The following is a 22,281-nucleotide window of genomic DNA, read 5'->3' as shown; positions in this document are numbered from 1 at the left end:
CAGGATGTGCATCGAGGCAGCGCTTCCCATAGGGTGAAGACTTGGATGAAACCGTAGCTGCCGTCAAGCAGGCCGCTGACATCGTCGACATCATCGGCGGATACGTCCAGCTCGAACGCTGCGGGAACATCTTTCGCGGCCTATGCCCATTCCACGAAGACACCAAGCCTTCGCTTCAGGTTTCTCCCGAGCATCAGAACTACCGCTGTTGGGCGTGTGGCGCCAAGGGAGATGTTTTCAAATTCATCGAAGACAGTGAACGTATCACTTTCCGCGAGGCGCTGGAGCGTCTCGCGGAAAAGACGGGCATTGCGCTTCGCCAAAAGAGTGACGGTCGTGCCAGTCGTGTCGAAGCGATGGTTCGCGTGCTCGCCTGGTCCGCAAAAGAGTTCGAAAACTGCTTATGGAACTCCGACGTCGGGGCCGAGGCGCGGCAATATTTAGAACAGCGAGGACTCAGTGAGTCGGTCGCGAAGGAGCATGGCCTCGGGTTCGCTCCGGAACGCTTCGATTGGTTGATCGGTCGGATGAAGTCCGCGAATGTCGACGTCAAGCTCGCGCTGAGTGCGGGATTGATTAAGGAAGGCCAGCGAGGCGGGCACTACGACACGTTTCGCGGGCGACTCCTTTTTCCGATCCGCGACGAGCGCGGACGAGTCGTCAGCTTCGGCGGACGCCTCCTCCCCGGTCGGGAAGAGGCCGATCGAGGACCCAAGTATCTCAACACCGCCGCCACGGAGGTCTACAACAAGAGCCAAATTCTCTACGGACTCGACTACGCGTCCAAATCGCTGCGCGGCCCCAAGGGAACGCCGCGTCGGCTGATCGTGATGGAGGGCTATACCGACTGCCTGATGGCCTACCAAGAGGGGGTGTCCAACGCGGTTGCGACTTGCGGCACGGCATTGACGGCCCAACACGTGGCCCGGCTGAAGACGTACGCCGATCAAGTGGTCCTGATGTTCGATGGGGATGTGGCCGGACAGAACGCCGCCCGGAAAGCGACCTCGCTTTTCCTGGCGGGCGAACTTGATTTGAACATTTGCGTACTGCCCGACAGCTTGGATCCGTGCGACTTTCTTCGCCAGCAAGGTCGCCAAGCGCTCGAAGCCGAGGTTGACCGGTCGGGCAATGCGCTCGACTATCAATTGGCGATCGCCCGGAGTCGTTTCGACACGACGACGCTGGGAGGGCGGCGCTTGGCGATGGAAGAGGTTTTGCCGATCCTGGCCGAAGTGCCCACAATGACTATGGGCGATCGGACGGTGAGCTTCGACTTGGCGTTGAGCCAGTTGGCGTCTTCCTTCGGCATCAACGAGAAGGAACTTCGCAGTCGCCTCACCGAGATTCGTCGCCGTGGGGGGCGGTTCGGACAGGAACCGGCGAAATTACACGAGGAATCATCCGAGCGGCCGATTCGTGTCGTCGGCGATGATTTTCAGCAGATTCAATGGCTCGCGACCAGGCCGTGGCGGTCGCTGGAGCTGAAGGAACTGATCTCCGCGGAGAACTTCGAGGATCCGCGCGTCCGGCGGCTCGTCCAAGCCGTCTACGACCTCGCGAGCGACCTCGAGGAAGAAGCGACACACGATCGACTTCGTGAACGAATGGGCGATGACCCGTTCATGAATGATTTTTTGGATTTGGTCTCGATGAACGGCATCGGGGACGAACAGTACGAGCAAGGGTTGGAGAACATCAAACTCCGATTGACGGAGAAACGCCGGATTGAGTCAGCCAGGGCTGAAGGCCAGCGACTCGGCGGCAACCCCGTCCACGAGCAGGTGAACGACCATCTAGCGGTCTTGGGCCGGCTTGCCGGCCGAGTCGTCGAGAATCAAGGGAGCAACTGATGGACAAAGGCGTGGACGAGGCTCTCAAGCGACTGGTCGAGACAGGTCGCCGCAAAGGGTTTCTGACCTACACCCAGGTCAACGAGACCTTGCCCGAGGACCTCAACAATCCGGAGAAACTCGATCAACTCCTCTCGCAGCTCGAGGAGGAAGGGGTCGAGGTCATCGACGAAGCCGACGCCGAGGACCGCGAGACCGACCTGCAAGTCACCGTCGAGGATACGTCCACCCCGGCCAGGAACATCGATGCCGAGGAGGAGTACACTCCCACCGAGGAGGAAGATTCCTCGCGTCACATCGACGACCCGGTTCGCATGTACCTCACCCAGATGGGCGAGATTCCCCTTCTCAAGCGGGAAGAGGAAATCGCGCTGGCCAAGAAGATCGAAGTCACCCGCCGAGCCTTCCGCCGAAAAGTCCTCGAGTGCGACTACGCTCTTCGCCTGGCGGTCAACGTCCTCCATCAGGTCCACCGCGGCGAGCTTCCCTTCGACCGCACCGTCAAAGTCTCGGTCACCGAGAACCTCGAGAAGGACCAAGTCCTCGGGCGGATGCCGCTCAACCTCGCGACGCTCGATTTTCTCCTCACCCAGAACGCCGACAGCTTCCGCAAGCTGATCTCCAAGCGGACGCCGCGACCGGAGAAGGAAAAGCAGCATCGTCATCTGAAATTCCGCCGCCGCAAGTGCGTCACGCTCGTCGAGGAACTCAGCGTCCGCACCCAGCGCATCCAGCCGATGATGAAGAAGCTTCGCCAGATCGCTATTCGCATGGGCGAATTGAAAGAAGAGCTTCGTCGGCTCAAGGAGTGTCGGGCCTCGAAGGAGGAACGAGCCAACGCGGAGAAGGAACTTCGCGACTTGATGCTCATGACGCTCGAGACGCCCAAGACACTCGCTAAGCGATGTGCCGAGATGCAGCGTCGCTTCGTCGACTACGAGCAAGCCAAACGGGAACTCTCCGGCGGCAACCTCCGCCTGGTCGTCTCGATCGCCAAGAAGTACCGCAATCGCGGTTTGAGCTTCCTCGACTTGATCCAGGAAGGCAACACCGGCCTGATGCGGGCGGTCGACAAGTACGAGTATCGTCGCGGTTACAAGTTCAGCACCTACGCCACGTGGTGGATTCGCCAAGCGATCACGCGAGCGATCGCCGACCAGGCTCGGACGATTCGTATCCCCGTCCACATGATCGAGACGATGAGCAAGCTGCGAAACGTCTCCAAGAAGCTGCTCCAGGAGATGGGCCGCGAGCCGACGATCGAGGAGGTCGCCACGACCGCCGGGATCAGCGTCGAGGAGACGCGTCGGGTGCTCAAGATCTCCCGCCACCCGATCAGCCTCGACCGACCCGTCGGCGAGAGTGAGGACAGCTACTTCGGCGACTTCATCGAGGATGGCCGCGTCGAATCGCCGGTCAACGCCGCGACGCAGGAAATGCTCAAGGTGAAGATCGACAACGTCCTCAAGACGCTGACCTACCGCGAGCGGGAGATTATCAAGCTCCGCTACGGGCTCGGCGACGGCTACACCTACACCCTTGAGGAAGTTGGGCGAATCTTCAAAGTGACCCGCGAACGCGTTCGCCAAATCGAAGCCAAGGCGGTGCGGAAGCTGCAGCATCCCGTTCGTAGCCGACAGCTCGAAGGCTTCCTCGACCTCGCCGCCCGCAAGTAGCCCGGACCGGCGATACGCCTATCACCACTGACGCTCTTCGGGGGACGTGAGTACCGCTTGCGTTCCCCGATCTCGTTCTTGCCGCAGCGCTTCCCTGATGAACTCGATCGCCAGCCGAGACTTCCACCCGTGAAACGCCGCGAGGAGGACGAAGTTTGGCGGCCTGCTTGAATGTCCCGCAAAAAACCGGAGAATCTCAGCATGAACCGGGGCAGGCCACGAGAGTTCGACCGTGAGGAAGCACTCGAGAAGGCGATGCAAGTCTTCTGGCGCAACGGGTACGAAGCGACCGGACTCTCCGAGTTGCTCTCGGCCATGAATATTGCCCGTCAAAGTCTCTACTGCGCCTTCGGCGACAAGCGTTCGCTCTTTCTCGAGGCCGTTCGTCACTATGTCGAGACCCAATCACCACATCGTTTGATCGTCATGCTCGGAGCGGCCGACTCGCCCTTGGCGGGGATTCGTCAGACGCTCGAAGCGCTCGTCGACGTACCCAGCGACCAGCAAGTCCTCGGCTGTCTTCTCTGCAATGCCTCGGCGGAGTTCGGCATGCGGGATCCGGAGATCGCCCAGATCGTTCGCGACGGACTCGCTTCCATTGAGGAAGCCTTCGCGCAAGCTCTCCGGCGCGCCGTCGACCGAGGAGAGGTGACGCAAGACCTTGACGTGACGTCACTTGCCCGCACGTTGACGACCACCATCGTCGGTCTCTCGCTTCTCGCGCGACTTCAGGTCGACCGCGAACATCGACGGGACGTCGTCAAGTCGACGCTTCGTCTGCTCGGCTAGCGGTCGCCAGTCATTATTGATCAGTCGGTCTGGAATATATACGCTACCTGATATCTCAGGAGGTGACGATGACCGCTACCCGTCGTGGCCAGAGCTTGGACCCCAGAGGAAGACGTGTCGTGGTGACCGGGCTCGGCTGCGTGACGCCCGTTGGCAACGATGTCTCCTCGACCTGGCTGTCGCTCTGCCAGGGGCGAAGTGGCATCGGACCGATCTCGCTCTTCGACGCCCAAAGCTTTCCCACCCGTATCGCCGGGGAAGTCAGCGGTTTCTCCCTTGAGGACTACTCCTTGGAACTCGCCCGGCGTTTCGCGACGCTTGGACGCAACGCACAGTTCTGTCTTGCCGCCTCCCTTCAAGCGGTCTGCGATTCGGGCTTTCAGGAGTCGCCCCGGCAACCGGAACGGACCGGCGTCTATCTTGGGTCGGGGGAAGGGCGAACCGATCTTCCCCTCTTGGCGTCGTTGATCCACCGAAGCTGTGACCAAGAGGGGGGGCGAGTCGATCGCTCGCAGTTTCTCCGGCTCGGGATTCGCGAGATCGATCCATACAGCGAGAGCGAGCAGGAGCCGGAGGACGCGGCCGCGCAGATTGCCGAGCTCTTCGATGCCCAAGGGCCCAACTCCAACTGCGTCACTGCGTGCGCGGCGGCCGCTCAAGCCATTGGCGAGGCCGCGGAGGTGATCCGACGCGGCGAAGCCGACCTGATGATCGCTGGCGGAAGCCACAGCATGATCCATCCCCTCGCGGTCACCGGGTTCTGCCTCCTGCACGCGATGTCGACGAGCAACGATCATCCCCAAGAGGCTTCGAGGCCCTTCGATCGCGATCGCAACGGGTTCGTGCTCAGCGAAGGAGCGGGTGTCCTGGTTCTCGAGGAGTACGAACACGCGCGTCGGCGCGGGGCCCGGATTCATGGCGAATTGCTCGGCTACGGCGCGACGGCGGATGCCTACCGCGTCACCGACATGCACCCGGCTGGACGGGGAGCGGCGGCCGCAATGCGCTCGGCCCTGCGAAGCGCTCGGCTCGATCCGTCGGAGATCAACTACCTGAGCGCCCACGGAACCAGTACCGAGGTCAACGATCGCACCGAAACGCTCGCCATTAAGAGTGTCTTCGGAGAGGAGCACGCCAAGAGACTCCCCATCTCCAGCATCAAGAGCATGCTCGGCCATCTGGTCGCCGCCGGCGGTGCGGTTGAGGCGATCGCCACGCTCCGCGCGATCAACGACAGCACCCTGCCGCCGACAATCAACTACCAGACCCCCGATCCCGAATGCGACCTCGACTACGTTCCCAACACCGCTCGCGATACGAGGATCGAGAACGCCCTCTCGAACAGTTTTGGCTTCGGTGGTCAAAACGTGGCGCTCGTCTTCGGCCGATGCTAGGCTCCGTCCGGACCTGGTATTCCGGTGCCGCTGGCTGCTTGCCAGCCAGTGAGAAGGAGTCGCGTCACTGGCAACCCGAAGTCAGACGTTTGACTGTGGACTCGTGCTCCGTCTCGAAAGTCGGCTCTGGCTTGGGCTGGCTACGTTGGCGCGGGACGTGGCTGATCGAAGGGTACTGTGCGGAGGAGTGCATTGCGAGTGGGGAGCGCACGGAGGGGGAAATGCTCCTCGCCAGCCTCGATCGGAAGTGGAATCAGGTGGGGCGAGGGCGCTTCCAACGCTTACGAGTAGAACGCGATCTGGCTTTCCGCCATGTCGAGAAGGTCGTTCTTCGCCTTCGGCTCGGGACGCGAAAGGTAGATCGTGAGATGCTGATCGCGGAGCTGCATGTCGCAGCGCTCGGGATTGACGATCACCGGCAGCATGACGCGATGATTGAAGCGGTGCGACACCCGAATGCGAAGGTGTTCCTCGCTGACGTCGACGCGGACGTCGCTGGGAGTCGCATCGCCGACCTCCACCTTGGCGATGACCATCGTTCCCGTCTTGGTGAACTGGATTGGGGGCGACGTGTGGGTTTCGGAGAACCCATCTTGTTGGGATCTCGCCCCCGTGCGGCGACGGTTTCCGTCGAGCCGGAACCATTGGCCGAGCCTTTCCAATATGTTCATGACAACCTCCGATTGCGAGGCGGCGTCTTCTTCGCAAGGCCGCGGCGTCCGCGTCGGGACGCCGACCGCTCAGAAGTAGTCGCGGCCAAGGGACGAGAGTTCGTTGCGTAAGGGCTGCAATTCCTCCTGTTCGTACTGCCGAATCATGTCATGGCCCATGGTGGTCAGAGCATACTCGTCCCCGAATCGCTCCACGGTTCCTTCGATGGCGTAGTTTTCCAGGAGTTGTCGTGTGGTCCGCAACTCAACGTCGGTCGCGAACGAAAGGTTTTCGGGACTGGCTTGCCCAGCGACTTGTAACGCCGATAAAAGCAGGTGTTGTTTCGCGGACAAGTGCAAAGAAGTACTGGCAAGCCCTCGCTCCCAAGCGTGGTGGACCGCCTGATTGAGGCGATCGATCCGTGCGGAGCGACGTCGTCGTTTCTTCGTGTTCGGTATCATGGCGTTGTTCCCCTCGTTCTCAGTTTATCTCATTGTTTCTAATAGTTGCTACGAGTAACCGGAGAGATTCGTGAAGAAGCGAGAGTGGGTTTCTCTGGGAATCCAGATTTTGCTAGACAATGGCATCTTTAGGCTCACACCGAATGCACTAGCGGAGGCTGGTGGAGTCCGAAGACAGGCGTTTTGGAAACATTTTTCGGATATCGACGACCTGTGGGAAGCGATCGCCGAGCGGTGGTCACGGGCGATGAATGAGATTCCCGCGATCTGGATGTTGCACCATCATGATGCTCCACAAGCACTTACGCAGCTTTGCGAGTACCTCTTCACCTCGCGGACCGGCGAGCTGGGAGCCAAGCTGATCTTCCTGGCGACCCAGAAGGAGCGGTTGGCGGGCCCGGTCGATCATGCCGCGAAAGTCTTCCAGGGCGTACTCCGGGGGATCTACGGGGTTTGCAAAAATCCCAAAAGTGGTGACGATGTCGCCATTTTCTTTCTTAATCAGGGCATCTGGGTCACGATGCTTCAGCAAACCAGTCTCGAGCACAAATGGAAGTTGATCCGCTGGTGGATTCTCCAGGAAACCGACATCGACATCGGCGAGAAGACCAGCGAGTGGTTCGAAGAGGTAAAAAGTCGGCCCCTCAAGTTCGATTGACCTCCCTTCCGCTGCTTTGTCCCCTTTCCTTCCGCCGTCGCGAAACCGGGGAGACCCGACTTGGGTACACTCTTCAATCGCTAGAATGGTTTCCTAGAGCAATACGATGCGCCGACGTGATCGTGGCTCGAGCAGGACGACTTCAATTGACGAGGACGGCGATGACGCAGTCGAGTATGGAGAAGACCCACTGGACCAGTCACCCCAAGGGATGGATCCGTTCCGTGACGGCCGTGGCGATTGCCGCCTTCGCGTTGCTCGGATCGAGCGTCCGGGCGGACGATCTTTCGTCGATCGAACTCCAGCGTCCGCTCGGCGGGACGACCACGCTCGGGGAGTACCAGAAAGAGAAGGCCCGGCCGGTGGTCCTCTGCTTTCTCGGTGTCGAGTGTCCGCTTGCCAAACTCTATGCTCCCGAACTCTCGAAACTCGCCAATGAGTACCAAAAGCGAGGCGTCACGCTCCTCGGGATCGACTCCAACGTTCAAGATTCTCTCTTGGACATCGCCGGCTACTCGCGCGAGCATTCGCTAACGTTTCCTCTCCTTAAGGATCCCGGCCACCGGCTGGCCGATGCCCTTAACGCCAAGCGGACGCCTGAAGTCGTCGTGCTCGACGGGGATCGCACGGTGCGTTACCGTGGCCGAGTCGATGATCGCTACGGGATCGGGTACATCCGGGACGAGCCGAAGCGGCGTGACTTGAAGGTCGCCTTGGAGGAACTGCTCGCCGGCAAGGAAGTGTCGACTCCGGAGACCGAGGCGATCGGCTGCTTCATCGGTCGGCGCCGCGAGCCGAAACCTGACAGCGACGTCACTTTCCATCACCAGATCACGCGGATCTTCCAGCGGCGCTGCGTCGAATGCCACCGCGACGGCGACATCGCCCCCTTCGAGTTGACGAACTACGAGGAAGTCGCGGGTTGGGCCGAGACGATCGCCGAGGTTGTCAACGAGCAGCGGATGCCGCCGTGGCACGCGAACCCGCAGCATGGTTCGTTCGCCAACGCTCGATTGATGACCGCCAAGGAGAAAGAGCTTGTCAATCGCTGGGTCGAGAACGGAGCCCCCGAGGGCGATCCCAAGAAGGCCCCCTCGCCGCGAGACTTCGTCGATGGCTGGAAGCTCCCGCGCGAGCCGGACCTGGTGCTGGCGATGCGCGACAAGCCCTTCGTCGTACCGGCCGAGGGCGTGGTTGACTACCAGTACTACGCAATCGATCCCGGCTTCACCGAAGACAAGTGGGTCTGTGCCGCCGACATCGTTCCGGGCAACCGCGCGGTCGTTCACCATGCGATCATCTTCATCAGTCCCCCGGAGGAGAATCGCAAGCGCGGTCTCGGTTTCCTCGCGGGCTACGTTCCCGGCCAAGGACAATGGCGTCTCGAGCCGGGCCAAGCTCGATTCGTCCCCGCCGGTTCGAAGCTCATCTTCCAGATGCACTACACGCCGGTTGGGAGTGTGCAGGAGGACTTGACCAAAATCGGTCTCTGCTTCGTCGACGATGACCAGGTGAGCGAGGAATTGATCACGCTCTTCGCCGCGGAGTCGAAGTTCGAGATCCCGCCCCATGCCGGCGACCACGAGGTGACGAAGGTCTACACGCGCTTTCCGAAAGAAGGGCGACTCTTGGCGATGAGTCCCCACATGCACCTTCGCGGCAAGTCGTTCCGCTTCATCGCCCACCACCCGGACGGCTCGTCGGAGATCATGCTCGACATCCCCAACTACGACTTCAATTGGCAGAACAATTACGTTCTTTCCCAACCGATCGACACGGACGAGGGATTTCAGGTCGAATGCGTCGCGACCTTCGACAATTCCGTCGAGAATCCCAATAATCCCGACCCGGCCGCCCCGGTCCGTTGGGGCGAGCAGACCTGGGAAGAGATGATGATCGGCTTCTTCGAGGTCGCGGTTCCCAAGGGGACCGTGGAGAAGATGTGGGCGAAGCGCAAGCGAACCAAGAAGCCCGAGGATCTCGCCAAGGTCGAACAGATCGCCGAGCAACTGATGAAGCGACACGACCACAACGGCGACGGTGTGATCCGTCGTCACGAGGTCCCCGAGGCCTTCGCCCTCTTCGCCTTCAAACGGTTCGACCGCGATCGCGACGGATCGATCACCCTCGAGGAAGCTCGCGCCCTCGCCAAACGCAAACTCAACTAGTGTGCTGTCAAGTGTCTCATTTCGGGTTGCCGGTGATGTAGCTCGTTCGCACTGGCTGACAAGCGGCCGGTGGCACCCGAACATCAGGTCTTGACGATGCACTCGTGCCCTGATTGGCTAGTTCATTGCCCAAAAGACTCTTGGGTGCCTTGCCCACGCTCGCGTGGCATGCGGGAAACGCCTCTGATGCAGCACACTCCCGCACGAATCGGGAACGAGGTGTCATGGAACGAACCCGCCAATCAGGACACTGGTCCACCCATACCTGCCACGATTTACCTTGGGGGCGAACGGAAGCGACGTGAGGCTACCCACCGCATATCTCGCTGAATTGCTCGCGCGTCACCGACCGTGGATCGCATTGGGCATGGTCTTGGTCAGCGCCGTCGCCTTGACCGGCTATCTCCCCGAGACCGTCTCGAAACCGACCAAGGCCCGTGTCGGCGACCGAGAGATCCAACGGCCGACGCAGTCGGAGCGGGTTACCAACTCGTTTGACCTGAGCCGAAGCGAAGCCTTCCTGGTCGTCGATGGGGACGACCTGTTCAATCCCGCGACGATGGCCGCCATTCGTTCGATGGTCGACGCGGTCGAGGGAATGGAAATCGTCGATACCGTCTTCTGGGTCGATCGCATCCCGATGCTCAACGTCTTCGGCATCGCCGACCCGCTCATTCCACCAAACGGCTCCTCGCCCGAGGCCTTCCTCGAGGCTCGCGAGGAACTCCTCGAACATCCGCTGATCGTCGGCCAGCTCCTCTCGCCTGACGGCCGAACCCTGATGATGCCGATCGTCTACGACTGGTTCTTCGTCGACGATGACGCAAGTTGTACCGAGGGCGTACTGGAAACGGCTCGGCAAGCGCTCGAGGCCTCCGCCTCGAAGAGCGGACTCGTCGACATTCCCCGCGTTCAGATCACCGGGAACGTCCCGCTCTACCTCGCGACCCGGACGGCGTTCAAACGCAACCAGTGGTTCTACCGCATCGCCGGGTACGGCATGATCTTGCTGTTGTCGATTGTTCTCTTCCGAGGGCTGACCGCCGTGCTGGTCGTGGCGAGCGGGCCGGCGATTGGGATCTTCTGGGCGTTTGGGTTGATCGAACTTTCGGGGGTCTACATCAACGAACTGGCCAACGTGGTCTTGCCGGTCTTGCTCTCGCTGGTCGGGCTCGCCGACAGCGTCCACCTCGTCGTCCATGTCCGTCAACGCCGGGCGCTCGGGGACACGCCGCTCGAGGCCGCCGCCTCGGCGATTCGCGATGTCGGTCCAGCCTGTCTGCTCACCTCGCTGACCACGGCGATCGGCTTTCTCTCGCTGCTGACCGCGAGTTCGGAATTCGTCCAGGACTTCGGTCGCGTCTGCGCGATGGGGGTCGGGATTTCGTTCACGGCCGTCGTCACGCTGGTGCCGTTGCTGACCAGCTTCCAATGGATCGGCGGAACGATCGAACGCGGCCAAGAGCGCGATCTCATTGGGTGGGCCTTGCGACGCTGTGGTAGTGCCATCGATTGGATACTGCGGCACCACCGCTTCGTCAGCACGATGGCGATTCTCTCGACGATCGGCTTGCTGCTGGTTTCCTCGACGCTGCGTCCGGACAACCGGCTGGAAGACGCGATGCCGGCCTCCACCAACGCCTACAAGGCGTTGGCCTATTGCGATGAGGCCTTCGGCGGCATCGAATTCGCGCGCATCGAGGTAACGTGGCCCAAGTCGCTCCAGGAGGACGATGGCGAGATCCTCCAAGCGATCATCGACGTCGAAGAACTCGTCGGGACCGAACCGCTGGTTCAGCATCCCCTCTCGATCCGCGGATTGCTCGCCTTCTTCCCCGGCGACAAGGACGACCATGACACGCAGATGACCTTCCTCTCGCTGTTGCCGAAGAGACTCAAGGGGTTCTTCCTTCGAGACAAGGATCGGACCGCGTGGGTGGTGGTGCGGGTTCAAGATCGGGGGACCGCGGCCTACGAGCCGGTCTTCCAACGCATCGAGCAGGGCCTCGCCGACCTTGGCACGCGTCATCCCGGATTCACGTTCGACCTCGACGGCGGTCCCGTCCGACGGACGCGCGAACTCTACTTGATCGTCGTTGACCTGACGGCCAGTCTCGGGACGGCGACGCTGATCATTCTCGCGGTGATGGCGGTGGTGTACCGTTCGCTGCGCATCGGATTGATCACGATCATCCCGAACATATTCCCCTTGGCGGCGACCGGGGCGCTGCTGGTTCTGCTTGGGCAGCCGCTGACGATGGCGAGCGTTTGCGCCTTCACGGTCTGTCTGGGCATCGCCGTCGACGACACGATTCACTTCATGACGCGGTTTCAGCGCGAGCTACGCGAGGGGCATCATTGGGAGGAGGCGATTCGTCGCACCTTCCTGACGGTGGGAACCGCGCTGGTGATGACGACGATCATTCTGGTGGCGGGCTTTTCCATTGTCTTGATGAGCGACATGCCCGGCCACCAAACCTTCGGTTCCATGGCGAGCGCCACCATCAGCTCGGCGCTGCTGGGCGATCTTCTTTTCCTTCCCGCGATGCTCGCGACCTTCCTGGGGCGGGGGCACAGCAAGAAAGAGAACGACGGCGATACCTCGAACGATCGCGAAGCCGAGTCCCTCTCTTAAACGAGGGGGCCATCGGTGCTCGTTCAGGCTCGCCGTGTCGATTGACGCGTGGGAAACGCCACGTTCACCAACGTGATGTGAACGCGACGCCGTCGTATCGCGGCGTTGTCTGCTCGCTTAGTTCGCGTTCGGGCTGGCCGCCTTGGGCTTGGTGACGCCGTTGACGACCGCGTTGGCGTCGAAGTCGGCCGTCAGGTAGTTGTTGACGATGGCCGCTTCGCGCTGCGACTCGAAGAAGGTCGCGATCTCACGGCGAAGCTTCCGGTCGTTAAGTCCCTTCGTCAGGTAGTCGCGAACCGTGTCGTCGGAGTCCTTGGTCGCCTTCGAGTCGAGCGTCACGTCGGTCCGCTCCTCGACCCGGCGAACGCAGAGCAGCATCATGTTGCCGTTGGGCACTTGAACGATCTTGCTCAGCTCGCCCGGCTCCAAACCGAACGCGAGATCCTCGATCTCGGGATAGCCGGAGTGACGGCTGATCGGCTGGGTCTTGCCGCCGTAGGGACGCGAGGCCTGGTCGACCGAGTAGGTCTTGCAGAGATCCTCGAAGCGTTGCAGTCGCTCCTTGGTCCCCTTGACCTTGTTGACCTCTTCCCACAGTTCGTGGGCACGACGCAATTCGTGAACGATCAGCATGCGGACCTCGACCTTTTCGCCGTAGGTCGCTTGGAACGCCTTCTGCAGATCCTCGTCGGTCACCTCGATCTTGTCCTCGCAGAGGGCCTTGAGGGCCAGGGCGGGGGCGATCGTGTCGCGAATGTATTGGCCCATCGAGATGCCACGCGAGGCGAGGACGCGCTGAACGAACTCTCGCCGCGTCAGGTTGAGCTGCTTGGTTCGCTTGGCGATCTCTTCCTCGATCATCTCGCGCGTGATGTCGATGTTGTTCTCGCGGCAGGCCTGGGCGATGATGAGTCGGTTGATCATCGCGTCGAGCTGCTGTTCGCCGTGGTTGTCGATTAGCTCATCGGCGAGCATGTCCCGCGTGATCTTCTCGCCATTGACCTCGGCGACGATCTGTTCCGGGCGCTCGGCCGGCGTTTCCTTGGTGGTCGTTACCTTCGTCGTCTTCTTCTTCGAGAAGATCGGGATCAGGTCGGCAGCCTCGGCATGAGGAGCCAGCGCGGAGGTGATGCCCACGACGACGAGAATCGCGTATCGAGTTGCCCATCGAGCCATCGGAATTCCTTTGTCTATCCAGTCTTCCCTCGTCCCCAGGTCGCGCTCCAGATGAGTCGGACCCACGATCGCCTTGGTCGGCGGAAGCGGGCCGCTTATAACCAGACTTCGAGATCCTGGTCAACGCGATCTAGCTCTACGCGTGCTGGAGTAGCCAAAAGTCGCTGGCCGACCGGCGGACGGTCGTTCGATGGAGCGGGAACTCGCTTCGTCACCGCGTTCGTCTTCCGCCTTCGTTGAGGTTTCCGCGATGAATATCGTCGGCATCGGTACCGACATCGCCGAGTGTTCCCGAATTGCCAAGATGGTCGAGCGCCACGGCGAGCTCTTCCTCGAACGGGTCTTTACCTCCCGCGAGATCGACTACTGCCAAACCCACAAGAATGCCGTCGAGCGCTTCGCCGGACGCTGGGCCGCCAAGGAGGCGATCCTCAAGTCGCTCGGCACCGGCTGGCAAAAGGGGATCAGTTGGCTCGACATGGAAGTGGTCAACGACGTCGCCGGCAAACCGATCGTTCACCTGGGCGGAGCGGCGGCTCAACACGCCGTTCGCCAGAATATTGACGACATCTTGATCAGCATTTCCCACTGCCGCACCTATGCGGTCGGCTTCGCGATCGCGACCGGCCGGCCGGTCGAGTCGACCCCGCCGCCGCCCGAAACCTCCTAACCGTCTCAAGCCAACCCAATCGCTCCCGCTTTGCCCGCGTCTCCCGCTTTAGCCGTTTTCGGGGCTACGCGAAATTCGCCAAAGATCCTATCATGGCGGGCGTCGGCAACTTCGTGGCGGCGCGGTTCATTCGAGCCGGGCCATGAGCCGACCCTTTCCGATCCAAAGCGCAGGACGGATTCATGAATCGGCCCGGAATCAGACGGGACCGTTGGTGGTTGCTCGCGGGGATGTCCCTGGCGATGGGGTGTTCCATGGGAGGTCAAGCTCCCTGGAAAACCGCACTCGACAAGAAGGACGTGATCCTCGTCGACGGTAGCCGCGGACGCCCCAGCCCCTACACCGAGGACTCGCCGCGGCGCGAGCGACTTCGCGGTCTCGCCGGTGGAACGACTCCCACCACCGACCACTCGAAGGCCCCGGCTGTCGCGGCCACCGACTCCTCCGGGCCGAAGGTCCCTCAAGAGATCGTTCGGCTCTACCCGCCAATGGCCGGCCCCCGCCTGGAGCCGCCCAAGGGGATGGAACCGGCCCCCGCCGCCAAGGCCCTGGTCGCCGCCGCCAAGGAACGACTCGCCTCGGCCAACGGCTACTCCGCGGAGTTGGTCCGTCGGTGGCGCGGCCCCGATGGACGTTCCGATGTCGAGCTGATCGAGATCGAAGCCGACGGCGACACCGGTGAGGTCGTGCTCCAGTGGCGCGACGAAGCTCGGCTCGGCCGAAGGGTCGTGCTAAACACCAAGTCCTCCGAGATTCCCGGCAAAGTTCGCCTTGGCAGCGACGAACCGGGTTTGCCGAGTGCCGAAGTGACGATCGATGCCCTCGAGCCCGGTACGGCGCCCGGTCCCCATCCGATTCTCAAGTTCCTCCCCGAAACGTGGCTCTCCGAACTCGACGAGAGTTATGGCGACTCGGAGCTAAAGATCGAGACCTACGCGGTGGTTGACGGCAATCCGGCCTACCACCTCTGGCGCGACATCGAGGAGACTTCGTCGTCACTTCCCAAGCGGCAACGTCACTGGTACATCGACATCCGCACCCTCACGCCCACCGCGGTGATTACCCATTCCGCCGACGGCGAGGTGGTCGAGTCGCTCAAGATCGAGGAAATGACCCTTCGCTCGGGCGACGAATAGTCCGTTCCCCCGTAGATCAGGCTATCTGCCTGACACCGGAAGGTCGGGCGTGTGGCTCACCAACGTGAACTTCATCGTTCGCGTCGACTACTCTTTCCTCTCTGTGCCTCTTGTGCCTCCGGCACCCCAATGGGCGAGCAATAGGGGCCACCCTGAAAAGGGTCCGAGAAAGATGGCCTGTGGCCCACCAACGGGAATGCCCCTCGCTCCGCGACCCAGCCCTTTGCGTCTTCGGTGACGTCTTGCTCCAACTTCGGTACTATTGGGCCGAAGGAGGGAGATTCATGCGCATCACCATGTTCACGAACGTCTATCGTCCCAAGATCGGCGGGATCACCCGCAGCATCGATGCGTTCGCCAGTCAATTCCGAAGCAACGGCCATGTCGTCCAGATCGTCGCGCCGACCTTCGAGGGGAGCACTGCCCAGGACGAGGAACCGGACGTCTTTCGCATCCCCTCGCTTCACGACATCGTTGACGGCTACTCCTTGCCAATCCCCTTGAGCGCGCGTTTGCAAGACGCCGTGACCGAGTTCGCTCCCGAGGTCATCCACGCCCATCATCCGTTCCTGCTCGGTTCGACGGCGCACAAGATCGCGGCGCTGCTCAATGTTCCCATCGTCTACACCCACCACACTCGCTTCGATGCCTACCAGGCGCTCTTCGAGGAGGAGGGGAGCTTTCTGCAACATTTCGCCGTCGCCCTCTCGACCAACTTCGCGGCGCTCTGTGACGCGGTCGTCGCTCCGGGAGAGTTCGTCCGGCATTGCCTCCAAGAGGCCGGCGTCCAAACACGGATCGAAGTGATCCCCACCGGGGTCGACACCGAGCGATTCTCCAAGGGGGACGGTGCCGCCGCTCGTCGACAACTCGACCTCGCCCCGGATGTACCCGTCGCGGGAACGATCTCGCGTCTCTCGCCGGAGAAGAATCTCGGGTTCCTGACCCAGGCCGCCTCGCGTCTCTTGCAGCAAGATCCCCGCGTCCACTTCCTGCTCGTCGGCACCGGACCCGAACAGGTGGCGATCCTCGACCACTTCGGCGAAGCGGGGATCATCGACCGCGTTCGGGCTCCAGGCTTGCTCGAGGGTCAAGACCTCGTCGATGCCTACGCGGTGCTCGATGTCTTCATGTTCAGTTCCAAGAGCGAAACGCAAGGCATGGTCGTCACCGAGGCGATGGCCTCCGGCGTCCCGGTCGTGGCGCTGCGGGCCTCGGGCGTCGAGGATGTCCTCGAGCACGGCAAGCAGGGAACGCTCCTCGACGACGAGGACGACAAGTGCTTCGCCAACGCGACCGCCGATCTTCTCTTCTGCGGCGCCGAGCGAAAAGAGGCGATGAAACGGGCCTGCCGGGAGACGGCCGAGCAATGGTCGATCCAGCGCTGCGCCCAGCGGATGCTGTCGCTCTACGAGGAGCTCGCCGAGAAACGTTCGGCGGAGATTGAGCCGACCACCGACGTCGCGGAAGCTTGGAACGCCTTCGGCCGCCGGCTCCACGACGAGTTCGTCATGTTCTCCAACGTGTCGCAATCGGTCCGCGACGCCTTTGTCGAGTCGGTCTTCGAGTGAGTCCGTCGCTCGTCAGATGTTTTCTCTCAGGGTAAATTTGTTCTATTAGCCAAAATCGGTTGACGGACTTCCAATTGCCGCGTAAGCTTCGCGCATGGGGTGATTGATCCATCGCTTGTGTCCGCTGAAAGCGGCCGGGATCCAAGAAGGGAAGCCGGTTCGTTGGCGCTCAGTGTACGCGCGGAGGGTGTCGTCATGGGCGAATCGAAGCGTGGGTTGCGCTGGATCGATGTCGTGGTCTTGTTCGGGATCGGGCTCGTGGCACTCACGATGCTGATGACTACGTTGGGGTATGACCGAACGGCGGAGCGTCGTACGCTGAGCAAGATCAACCTCAAGCTGATCGGCTTGGCGATGCTCAACTATCACGATGCCCACAAGACCTTTCCGCCGGGGCTCGTGAGTCAGCCCGATGGCTTCTACGTCGCGGCCAACAACGCGGGACGAGGCGACGTCAGCAGTACCAGCGGCTGGACCCTGATCCTCCCCTTCCTGGAAGAGAAGCACATCTGGAAGGCCTACAACTTCGAACTCGGCTGCGCCCACCCGGCCAACAAGACGGCGGTCGAGACGGTCATCACACGCTATGTCTGCCCCTCATCGATGAAGGGGGCCACCCGGTTCGAGGATCCTTACACGCACGGATCAATGGGGCCGACCGACTACGTACTCAACATGGGGGCGCATCAGTTCCTCACCCCGGCAAGTCCCTTCCGCGAGGATAGCGGTTTCCCTCCGTGGCTTCGCCGAGCGGTCGGGCCGTTCAACATCAATAGCCATTGCCCGATTGCCCGCATGCGCGACGGCACCAGCAACACCTTTCTCGTCGGCGAGGGCGTCCACGGACTCCAGAGTGCAACGCCGGAGGGTAAGGGCACCATTGTCTTGAACCAAGGATGGGCCCAAGGTTATATCAGCAGTCCCGGCAACGGCCCCGCTGGGTCGATCTTCGCGGCGACGGCGCGCGAAACCCGCTACGACGAGGAGGGGAACGAACTCTCCTGCGAGCCGCTTCCGCACGTCACTCCGCCGACATCGACCGCATTCAGCCTCTGGGCGCCGAAACGCCGAGCGATCTCCCCGACCTGGTATCCGACCTCCTACGTCGACGGCCTGCCGGCGGATGCGACGTCGTTGCCGGCGGAGATCTCCGTCAGCCCCTTCCGCAGCGTTTACCCAGGCGTCGTTCACTTCCTCTACGCCGACGGATCGGTCAAGTCGGTCAGCGACCACATCAATCCCAGGTTGTATCGCGGGTTGAGTACAGTCGCGGGGAATGAGGTGTGGGAGCCGTGACAAGGTTCCGTCAGTTGAGGCTCGGTCTAACCCAACGGCCGGGCCTCACGCTTGTCGAGGTAATCGTCGTCGTCATGATCCTGCTGGTCATGATCGTACTCCTCTTGCCCTCGTTGCCGTCGAGGTACCACGACGATTGGCCGGCAAGACCGTGAGTCTTCTGGGCCTATGCCGAAGGCATTGACTAGTGAAGCCCAGGGTCGCGCTTCGCGCACCCTGGGTGGAGGTGATCGACGATCCCAAAACCCTGGAAGGGTTTTCCAACCGGTTTGCCTGGAAGGGTTTTCCAACCTCCGATCGATTCCACGGTCGTTGCCGGTAGTTCGCGTTTAGACAACCCCCGCGGGGTTGATTCTTCGTGCTTCGGTACCCAGGGTGCGCGAGGCGCGACCCTGGGCTTCATCAGAGAACGGCGTTGCCGTTCGGAGGGGAAAGGCGTTGCCGTTCGGAGAGGGAGCCGTTGCCGTTCGGAGGGGGAGGCGTTGCCGTTCGGAGGGGGAGGCGTTGCCGTTCGGAGGGGGGAGGCGTTGCCATTTGCAGAGCAGAAAGGCATTGCTGAGTGTCAACGAGCAGTGCTCGACACAAAACCACATCGGAAGTTGTTGATCGCCGCAAAGACGGAAGTCGTGGTGGATCCACATCCACCCTCAGACCGTATTCCCGCGAAGTCCCAGTGGATCGGATCGTCCTTTCGGAGTTGTTTATAGATAGGATAGGGGGGCTCGAACATCTCGAGTCCGAAGAGCCGGCCGCTGGTGGGTCGCGTCGTCATGGTCGTTCTCCCACGCGTGCGACGGAAACGCCCGTCGGGCGGCCAGTTCGTGCAAGACTCCCCTTGCCGCGAAGCGTTGGCTCTCCCAAAGTGCTCCTAAAGGATTATTCAGGCCCACATTGCGACGGACGGACTCTTGGCGGCGACACTGATCACGGGCGCGACCGGCTTTATCGGAAGTCATCTAGCCGAGTCCCTGTGCGCGCGCGGAGAGGAACTCGTCGGCTGGTCGCGTCGGTCCTCGTGGCCGGAGGAACTCACCTTTCTGAACGAGTCGGTCGCCCTTTCACCCGTCGACCTGGCCGATCGCGAGTCTGTTCGCGGGGCCATCGCCGATCTCGCTCCCGAGCGGATCTACCATCTCGCCGGCCAAGCTCACGTCGCCAAGGGAGAGGTGCAGCCCGAACTCACCTGGAAGAGCAACGTCGACACGACCCGGCATTTGCTGGAAGCGGCCGCTGAGTTGCCCCAACCGCCGCGGGTCCTGCTTATCGGGTCGGGCTATGTTTACGGTGCTCCCGAGTCGGGGCGGATCACCGACGCGTCCGCTCTTCATCCGCGTGGCGCCTATGCGATCAGCAAGGCGGCGAGCGATCTGCTCGCCCTCCACTACTTCCAGACGCACGGACTTCCGACGATGGTGGTTCGTCTCTTCAACAACATCGGGCCGAGGCAACAGCCGAGCTTCGCGATCGCGAGCTTCGCCCAGCAGATCGCGCGGATCGAGGCCGGCCTTGAGGAACCCGTGCTCTTTACCGGGTCGCTGTCGGCGTTGCGGGACTTCACCGACGTTCGCGATTCGGCCCGAGCCGTCGCCGCGATGATGGCCTCCGGCGAGCCAGGGGATGTCGGCATCGTCGCGCAGGGCCGAAGCCGGCCGGTGTCGGCGTTGCTCGAGGGACTGCTTTCGCTCAGCACCGCCACAATCGAGGTGAGGCAGGATCCGTCGCGGGTTCGCTCTCACGAGGAACCCCATCTCGCGATTGAACCGGAACTCGTCGCCCGTCGCACGGGCTGGATGCCGACGATCCCGCTGGAACAGTCGCTTCGCGACACGCTCGACTATTGGCGGGCACGAGTCGCGGCAACAGGATGAGTTGGTGGAAGTCATCTCACGCGAAGAAGTCACGTGCCGCGACATGAAACTCGGGATCGAGTTCCGGTAGCGTCAGTTCCTGCTCGCCTTCGAGAATCTGGCCCACGTCCTCTTGCCGATAGACGTGAACTCGCTCGGTCTCGGTGTCGATGACACAGACGACGAGGACGCCGGCGTCGAGGTACTCGGCGACCTTCGCGAGCAGATAGCCCGAACGATCGCTCGGCGAGCGGACCTCGAAGACGACTTCTGGTTTCGCGGTGGGATAGCCCTTGGGTGACTCACTCTTCGGCACGCGTTGGTAGCTGTAGTACGCGATGTCCGCTCCGCGCACGGTATCGGGGCCGCGATTGGTGGTGATGCCGGCGTCATTGCTCAACACCCTTCCAATCTGTCGTTCAGCAACAAAATTGCCTACGATTCGTCCGGTCAGGAGACACGTCTCGCCGTGTCGAAATCCTGGTACGTTCATCATGACGACTTCACCCCTAACCAGTTCGGTGGGATAGCCGGGGTCGGGGAGCTTTTCGTACTCCTCGGCGGTGATGAATTTGTCCGCGATGGCCATGGACGTCGTCCTGGGAACGAGAGAATGAGACTCCAGGATCGATTCTAACACATCGGTTCGAGACTTCGCACTACGCTGGGGGGCATGTCGCGAGCCTGCGAAACTCCTACCGCTTCCCCGTGGCCCCGCCGCCGAACGCTCGTTTGAGCGGATCCGTCGTGAGTTGACGTTGAACGGGGCGTTCATCGCTCGATTGAGCTCTGATATGTCGTTCAAGTGATGCGCTCCCCTCTGTCTTGTGCGATGTGAGCGCGGATGCCGACGCGACTTGCCCCCTCCTTGCGGGGCAGGGAGTTCCCTCTTACCATGATCCGATCGAACGGGATCGATCGGACCGAGGTGTGAAGGGCACGAACTAGATGGCAAGGAAGCTCGACGAGCAGACCAAACGAGCGCGGGCGATCGCCCGTGGGCTTGACAAACTCTATCCCGACGCCAAATGCAGTCTGCACTACGCCTCGCCGCTGCAACTGCTCGTGGCCACCATCCTCTCGGCCCAGTGCACCGACGACCGCGTCAACATGGTGACGCCACCCCTCTTCGAACGCTACCCGGACGCGGCGGCCTTCGCGACCGCGACGATCGGCGATCTTGAGAAAGCGATCCAGAGCACCGGATTCTTCCGCAACAAAGCCAAGAATATCCAAGCCGCTTGCCAGCGCATCCTCGACGTCCACAACGGCGACGTCCCGACCACGATGGAGGAGCTGATTCTCCTTCCCGGCGTGGCGCGCAAGACCGCCAACGTCGTGCTGGGCAACGCGTTCGGCATCCCCGGGTTGCCGGTCGATACCCATGTCGGGCGGCTCTCGCGGCGGATGGGCCTCACCGAGCATAAGGATCCGGTCAAGGTCGAGAAAGACCTCTGTGATCGGCTTCCTCCCAAGGAATGGACGATCTTTGGTCACCGGATGATCTATCATGGGCGGAAGGTTTGTCAGGCCCGCAAGCCCGACTGCTCCGCGTGCGCCATCGAAAAGCTCTGTCCTAGGGTGGGAGTGGCACCATGATTCTCTCCGGCAAGGAGATCGAAAAGAACATCGAGAAGGGCAAGATCGTCATCGAGCCCTACGACAAGAGCGACCTCAATCCCAACAGCTACAACCTGCATCTGCACGATGAACTGCTGGTCTACGAGGAGGTCGTCCTCGACATGAAGAAGAAGAACCGGACCCGGCGGGTGGCGATCCCCGAGGAAGGGCTCGTGCTCGGGACCAACCAACTCTACCTCGGGCGGACGGTCGAACGGACCGAGACGCACGGCTTCGTGCCGATGATCGAGGGACGCTCTTCGGTCGGCCGTCTCGGCCTGTGCGTCCACATCACCGCGGGTTTCGGCGACGTCGGCTTTTGCGGCTACTGGACGCTCGAGATGTTCTGCCTGCATCCGATCCGGGTTTATCCGGGCATTTCGATCTGCCAGATCTTCTACGAGACGGTCTCCGAGGACCACGCGGAGTACTCGAGCAACAAGTACCAGAATGCCGACGACATCCAGCCAAGCCTGCTCTACAAGGAGTTCGCCGAAGGTCCCGAAGAGGACAAGACCTACTTCGACGAGTAGTTCGCGGGATCGGAGACCGTAGGGCGGGTCAGGACCGACCATGTCTTCGGCAGAAAGCGGACATCGGAAAGAAGAATGGAACCACAGAGGCCGCAGAGAGCACAGAGGAGGTTGTCGCGATCGCTGGCCGACACCCTCTCCCGGTGG

19 protein-coding genes are annotated in these 22,281 nt (G+C 61.7%); 15 read left to right on the top strand and 4 right to left on the bottom strand.

The annotated features are described in order from the left end of the window. Window positions 1-41 precede the first annotated feature (41 nt). The 4 genes from dnaG (at window position 42) to Pan216_RS20160 (ending at window position 5,712) form a co-directional block, all read left to right on the top strand. Window positions 42-1,853, top strand: coding sequence for a DNA primase (gene dnaG / locus Pan216_RS20175; RefSeq protein WP_145260781.1), 1,812 nt, complete (start codon window positions 42-44; stop codon window positions 1,851-1,853). Further along, window positions 1,853-3,529 carry an RNA polymerase sigma factor RpoD gene (rpoD, locus tag Pan216_RS20170; RefSeq protein WP_145260779.1) on the top strand — a complete coding sequence of 559 codons (1,677 nt, stop codon included), beginning with the start codon at window positions 1,853-1,855 and terminating at the stop codon, window positions 3,527-3,529. Before dnaG ends, rpoD begins: the two co-directional genes overlap by 1 nt. 201 nt (window positions 3,530-3,730) lie before the next feature. Next, window positions 3,731-4,318: a TetR/AcrR family transcriptional regulator gene (locus Pan216_RS20165; protein ID WP_419192775.1), complete on the top strand. Its 588-nt coding sequence runs from the start codon at window positions 3,731-3,733 to the stop codon at window positions 4,316-4,318. A 119-nt stretch (window positions 4,319-4,437) separates the two neighbouring features. Then, window positions 4,438-5,712: a beta-ketoacyl-[acyl-carrier-protein] synthase family protein gene (locus Pan216_RS20160; protein WP_419192774.1), complete on the top strand. Its 1,275-nt coding sequence runs from the start codon at window positions 4,438-4,440 to the stop codon at window positions 5,710-5,712. A gap of 281 nt (window positions 5,713-5,993) precedes the next feature. Here the strand turns inward: Pan216_RS20160 and Pan216_RS20155 are convergent, their stop codons facing one another. Next, the gene (locus tag Pan216_RS20155) at window positions 5,994-6,383 is read right to left on the bottom strand and encodes an Hsp20/alpha crystallin family protein (protein WP_145260774.1); all 390 of its coding nucleotides are present in this window, start codon (window positions 6,381-6,383) and stop codon (window positions 5,994-5,996) included. Window positions 6,384-6,452: 69 nt separating this feature from the next. After that, a complete protein-coding gene (locus Pan216_RS20150) occupies window positions 6,453-6,824 on the bottom strand; it encodes a hypothetical protein (RefSeq protein ID WP_145260772.1) in 372 nt (123 codons plus the stop codon). Between the two features lie 247 nt (window positions 6,825-7,071). Here Pan216_RS20150 and Pan216_RS20145 point away from each other — a divergent pair, with 247 nt between their 5' ends. The 3 genes from Pan216_RS20145 (at window position 7,072) to Pan216_RS20135 (ending at window position 12,285) form a co-directional block, all read left to right on the top strand. Beyond that, window positions 7,072-7,482, top strand: coding sequence for a hypothetical protein (locus Pan216_RS20145; protein WP_145260770.1), 411 nt, complete (start codon window positions 7,072-7,074; stop codon window positions 7,480-7,482). A 161-nt stretch (window positions 7,483-7,643) separates the two neighbouring features. Next, window positions 7,644-9,650, top strand: coding sequence for a redoxin domain-containing protein (locus Pan216_RS20140; protein WP_419192773.1), 2,007 nt, complete (start codon window positions 7,644-7,646; stop codon window positions 9,648-9,650). A gap of 301 nt (window positions 9,651-9,951) precedes the next feature. Beyond that, window positions 9,952-12,285 (top strand): efflux RND transporter permease subunit, encoded by a 2,334-nt coding sequence (locus Pan216_RS20135; protein ID WP_145260768.1) that lies wholly within the window; start codon window positions 9,952-9,954, stop codon window positions 12,283-12,285. Window positions 12,286-12,402: 117 nt separating this feature from the next. Here the strand turns inward: Pan216_RS20135 and Pan216_RS20130 are convergent, their stop codons facing one another. Continuing rightward, the gene (locus Pan216_RS20130) at window positions 12,403-13,461 is read right to left on the bottom strand and encodes a peptidylprolyl isomerase (protein WP_145260766.1); all 1,059 of its coding nucleotides are present in this window, start codon (window positions 13,459-13,461) and stop codon (window positions 12,403-12,405) included. Window positions 13,462-13,711: 250 nt separating this feature from the next. Between Pan216_RS20130 and acpS the strand changes: the two genes are divergently transcribed. From acpS to Pan216_RS20100, 6 genes are all read left to right on the top strand, one after another. After that, window positions 13,712-14,131 carry a holo-ACP synthase gene (gene acpS, locus Pan216_RS20125; protein WP_145260764.1) on the top strand — a complete coding sequence of 140 codons (420 nt, stop codon included), beginning with the start codon at window positions 13,712-13,714 and terminating at the stop codon, window positions 14,129-14,131. A gap of 182 nt (window positions 14,132-14,313) precedes the next feature. Then, window positions 14,314-15,267, top strand: coding sequence for a hypothetical protein (locus Pan216_RS20120; protein ID WP_145260762.1), 954 nt, complete (start codon window positions 14,314-14,316; stop codon window positions 15,265-15,267). A 284-nt stretch (window positions 15,268-15,551) separates the two neighbouring features. Beyond that, window positions 15,552-16,838 (top strand): glycosyltransferase, encoded by a 1,287-nt coding sequence (locus Pan216_RS20115; protein ID WP_145260760.1) that lies wholly within the window; start codon window positions 15,552-15,554, stop codon window positions 16,836-16,838. Between the two features lie 195 nt (window positions 16,839-17,033). Further along, window positions 17,034-18,134 carry a DUF1559 family PulG-like putative transporter gene (locus Pan216_RS20110; protein WP_145260758.1) on the top strand — a complete coding sequence of 367 codons (1,101 nt, stop codon included), beginning with the start codon at window positions 17,034-17,036 and terminating at the stop codon, window positions 18,132-18,134. Then, window positions 18,122-18,289 carry a prepilin-type N-terminal cleavage/methylation domain-containing protein gene (locus Pan216_RS20105; protein WP_145260756.1) on the top strand — a complete coding sequence of 56 codons (168 nt, stop codon included), beginning with the start codon at window positions 18,122-18,124 and terminating at the stop codon, window positions 18,287-18,289. The genes Pan216_RS20110 and Pan216_RS20105 overlap by 13 nt, the downstream gene beginning before the upstream one ends. Window positions 18,290-19,042: 753 nt before the next feature. Next, the gene (locus Pan216_RS20100) at window positions 19,043-20,002 is read left to right on the top strand and encodes a GDP-mannose 4,6-dehydratase (RefSeq protein WP_419192772.1); all 960 of its coding nucleotides are present in this window, start codon (window positions 19,043-19,045) and stop codon (window positions 20,000-20,002) included. 16 nt (window positions 20,003-20,018) lie between these two features. Here Pan216_RS20100 and Pan216_RS20095 read toward each other — a convergent pair whose 3' ends face one another. Continuing rightward, a complete protein-coding gene (locus Pan216_RS20095) occupies window positions 20,019-20,570 on the bottom strand; it encodes a Uma2 family endonuclease (protein WP_419192771.1) in 552 nt (183 codons plus the stop codon). A gap of 359 nt (window positions 20,571-20,929) precedes the next feature. Between Pan216_RS20095 and nth the strand changes: the two genes are divergently transcribed. Together nth and dcd are read left to right on the top strand one after the other, a co-directional pair. Further along, window positions 20,930-21,580, top strand: coding sequence for an endonuclease III (gene nth / locus Pan216_RS20090; RefSeq protein WP_145260750.1), 651 nt, complete (start codon window positions 20,930-20,932; stop codon window positions 21,578-21,580). After that, window positions 21,577-22,134, top strand: a complete 558-nt coding sequence (gene dcd / locus Pan216_RS20085) for a dCTP deaminase (protein ID WP_145260748.1) — start codon at window positions 21,577-21,579, stop codon at window positions 22,132-22,134. The genes nth and dcd overlap by 4 nt, the downstream gene beginning before the upstream one ends. Window positions 22,135-22,281: the final 147 nt, after the last annotated feature.

This window comes from Kolteria novifilia, assembly GCA_007748055.1.
GTDB lineage: Bacteria > Planctomycetota > Planctomycetia > Kolteriales > Kolteriaceae > Kolteria > Kolteria novifilia.
The sequence above is the reverse complement of the archived record's forward strand: the minus strand, read 5'-3'. Positions and strand labels throughout refer to the sequence as shown.

Excerpts from the sequence above, each read along its gene's own strand:
- Pan216_RS20155 (WP_145260774.1), bottom strand. The coding sequence starts at position 6,383 with ATGAACATATTGGAAAGGCTCGGCCAATGGTTCCGGCTCGACGGAAAC.
- dcd (WP_145260748.1), top strand. The coding sequence starts at position 21,577 with ATGATTCTCTCCGGCAAGGAGATCGAAAAGAACATCGAGAAGGGCAAG.
- Pan216_RS20145 (WP_145260770.1), top strand. The coding sequence starts at position 7,072 with ATGAATGAGATTCCCGCGATCTGGATGTTGCACCATCATGATGCTCCA.
- Pan216_RS20165 (WP_419192775.1), top strand. The coding sequence starts at position 3,731 with ATGAACCGGGGCAGGCCACGAGAGTTCGACCGTGAGGAAGCACTCGAG.
- Pan216_RS20120 (WP_145260762.1), top strand. The coding sequence starts at position 14,314 with ATGAATCGGCCCGGAATCAGACGGGACCGTTGGTGGTTGCTCGCGGGG.
- acpS (WP_145260764.1), top strand. The coding sequence starts at position 13,712 with ATGAATATCGTCGGCATCGGTACCGACATCGCCGAGTGTTCCCGAATT.
- Pan216_RS20095 (WP_419192771.1), bottom strand. The coding sequence starts at position 20,570 with ATGGCCATCGCGGACAAATTCATCACCGCCGAGGAGTACGAAAAGCTC.
- Pan216_RS20150 (WP_145260772.1), bottom strand. The coding sequence starts at position 6,824 with ATGATACCGAACACGAAGAAACGACGACGTCGCTCCGCACGGATCGAT.
- Pan216_RS20130 (WP_145260766.1), bottom strand. The coding sequence starts at position 13,461 with ATGGCTCGATGGGCAACTCGATACGCGATTCTCGTCGTCGTGGGCATC.
- Pan216_RS20110 (WP_145260758.1), top strand. The coding sequence starts at position 17,034 with ATGGGCGAATCGAAGCGTGGGTTGCGCTGGATCGATGTCGTGGTCTTG.
- nth (WP_145260750.1), top strand. The coding sequence starts at position 20,930 with ATGGCAAGGAAGCTCGACGAGCAGACCAAACGAGCGCGGGCGATCGCC.
- Pan216_RS20140 (WP_419192773.1), top strand. The coding sequence starts at position 7,644 with ATGACGCAGTCGAGTATGGAGAAGACCCACTGGACCAGTCACCCCAAG.
- Pan216_RS20115 (WP_145260760.1), top strand. The coding sequence starts at position 15,552 with ATGCGCATCACCATGTTCACGAACGTCTATCGTCCCAAGATCGGCGGG.
- rpoD (WP_145260779.1), top strand. The coding sequence starts at position 1,853 with ATGGACAAAGGCGTGGACGAGGCTCTCAAGCGACTGGTCGAGACAGGT.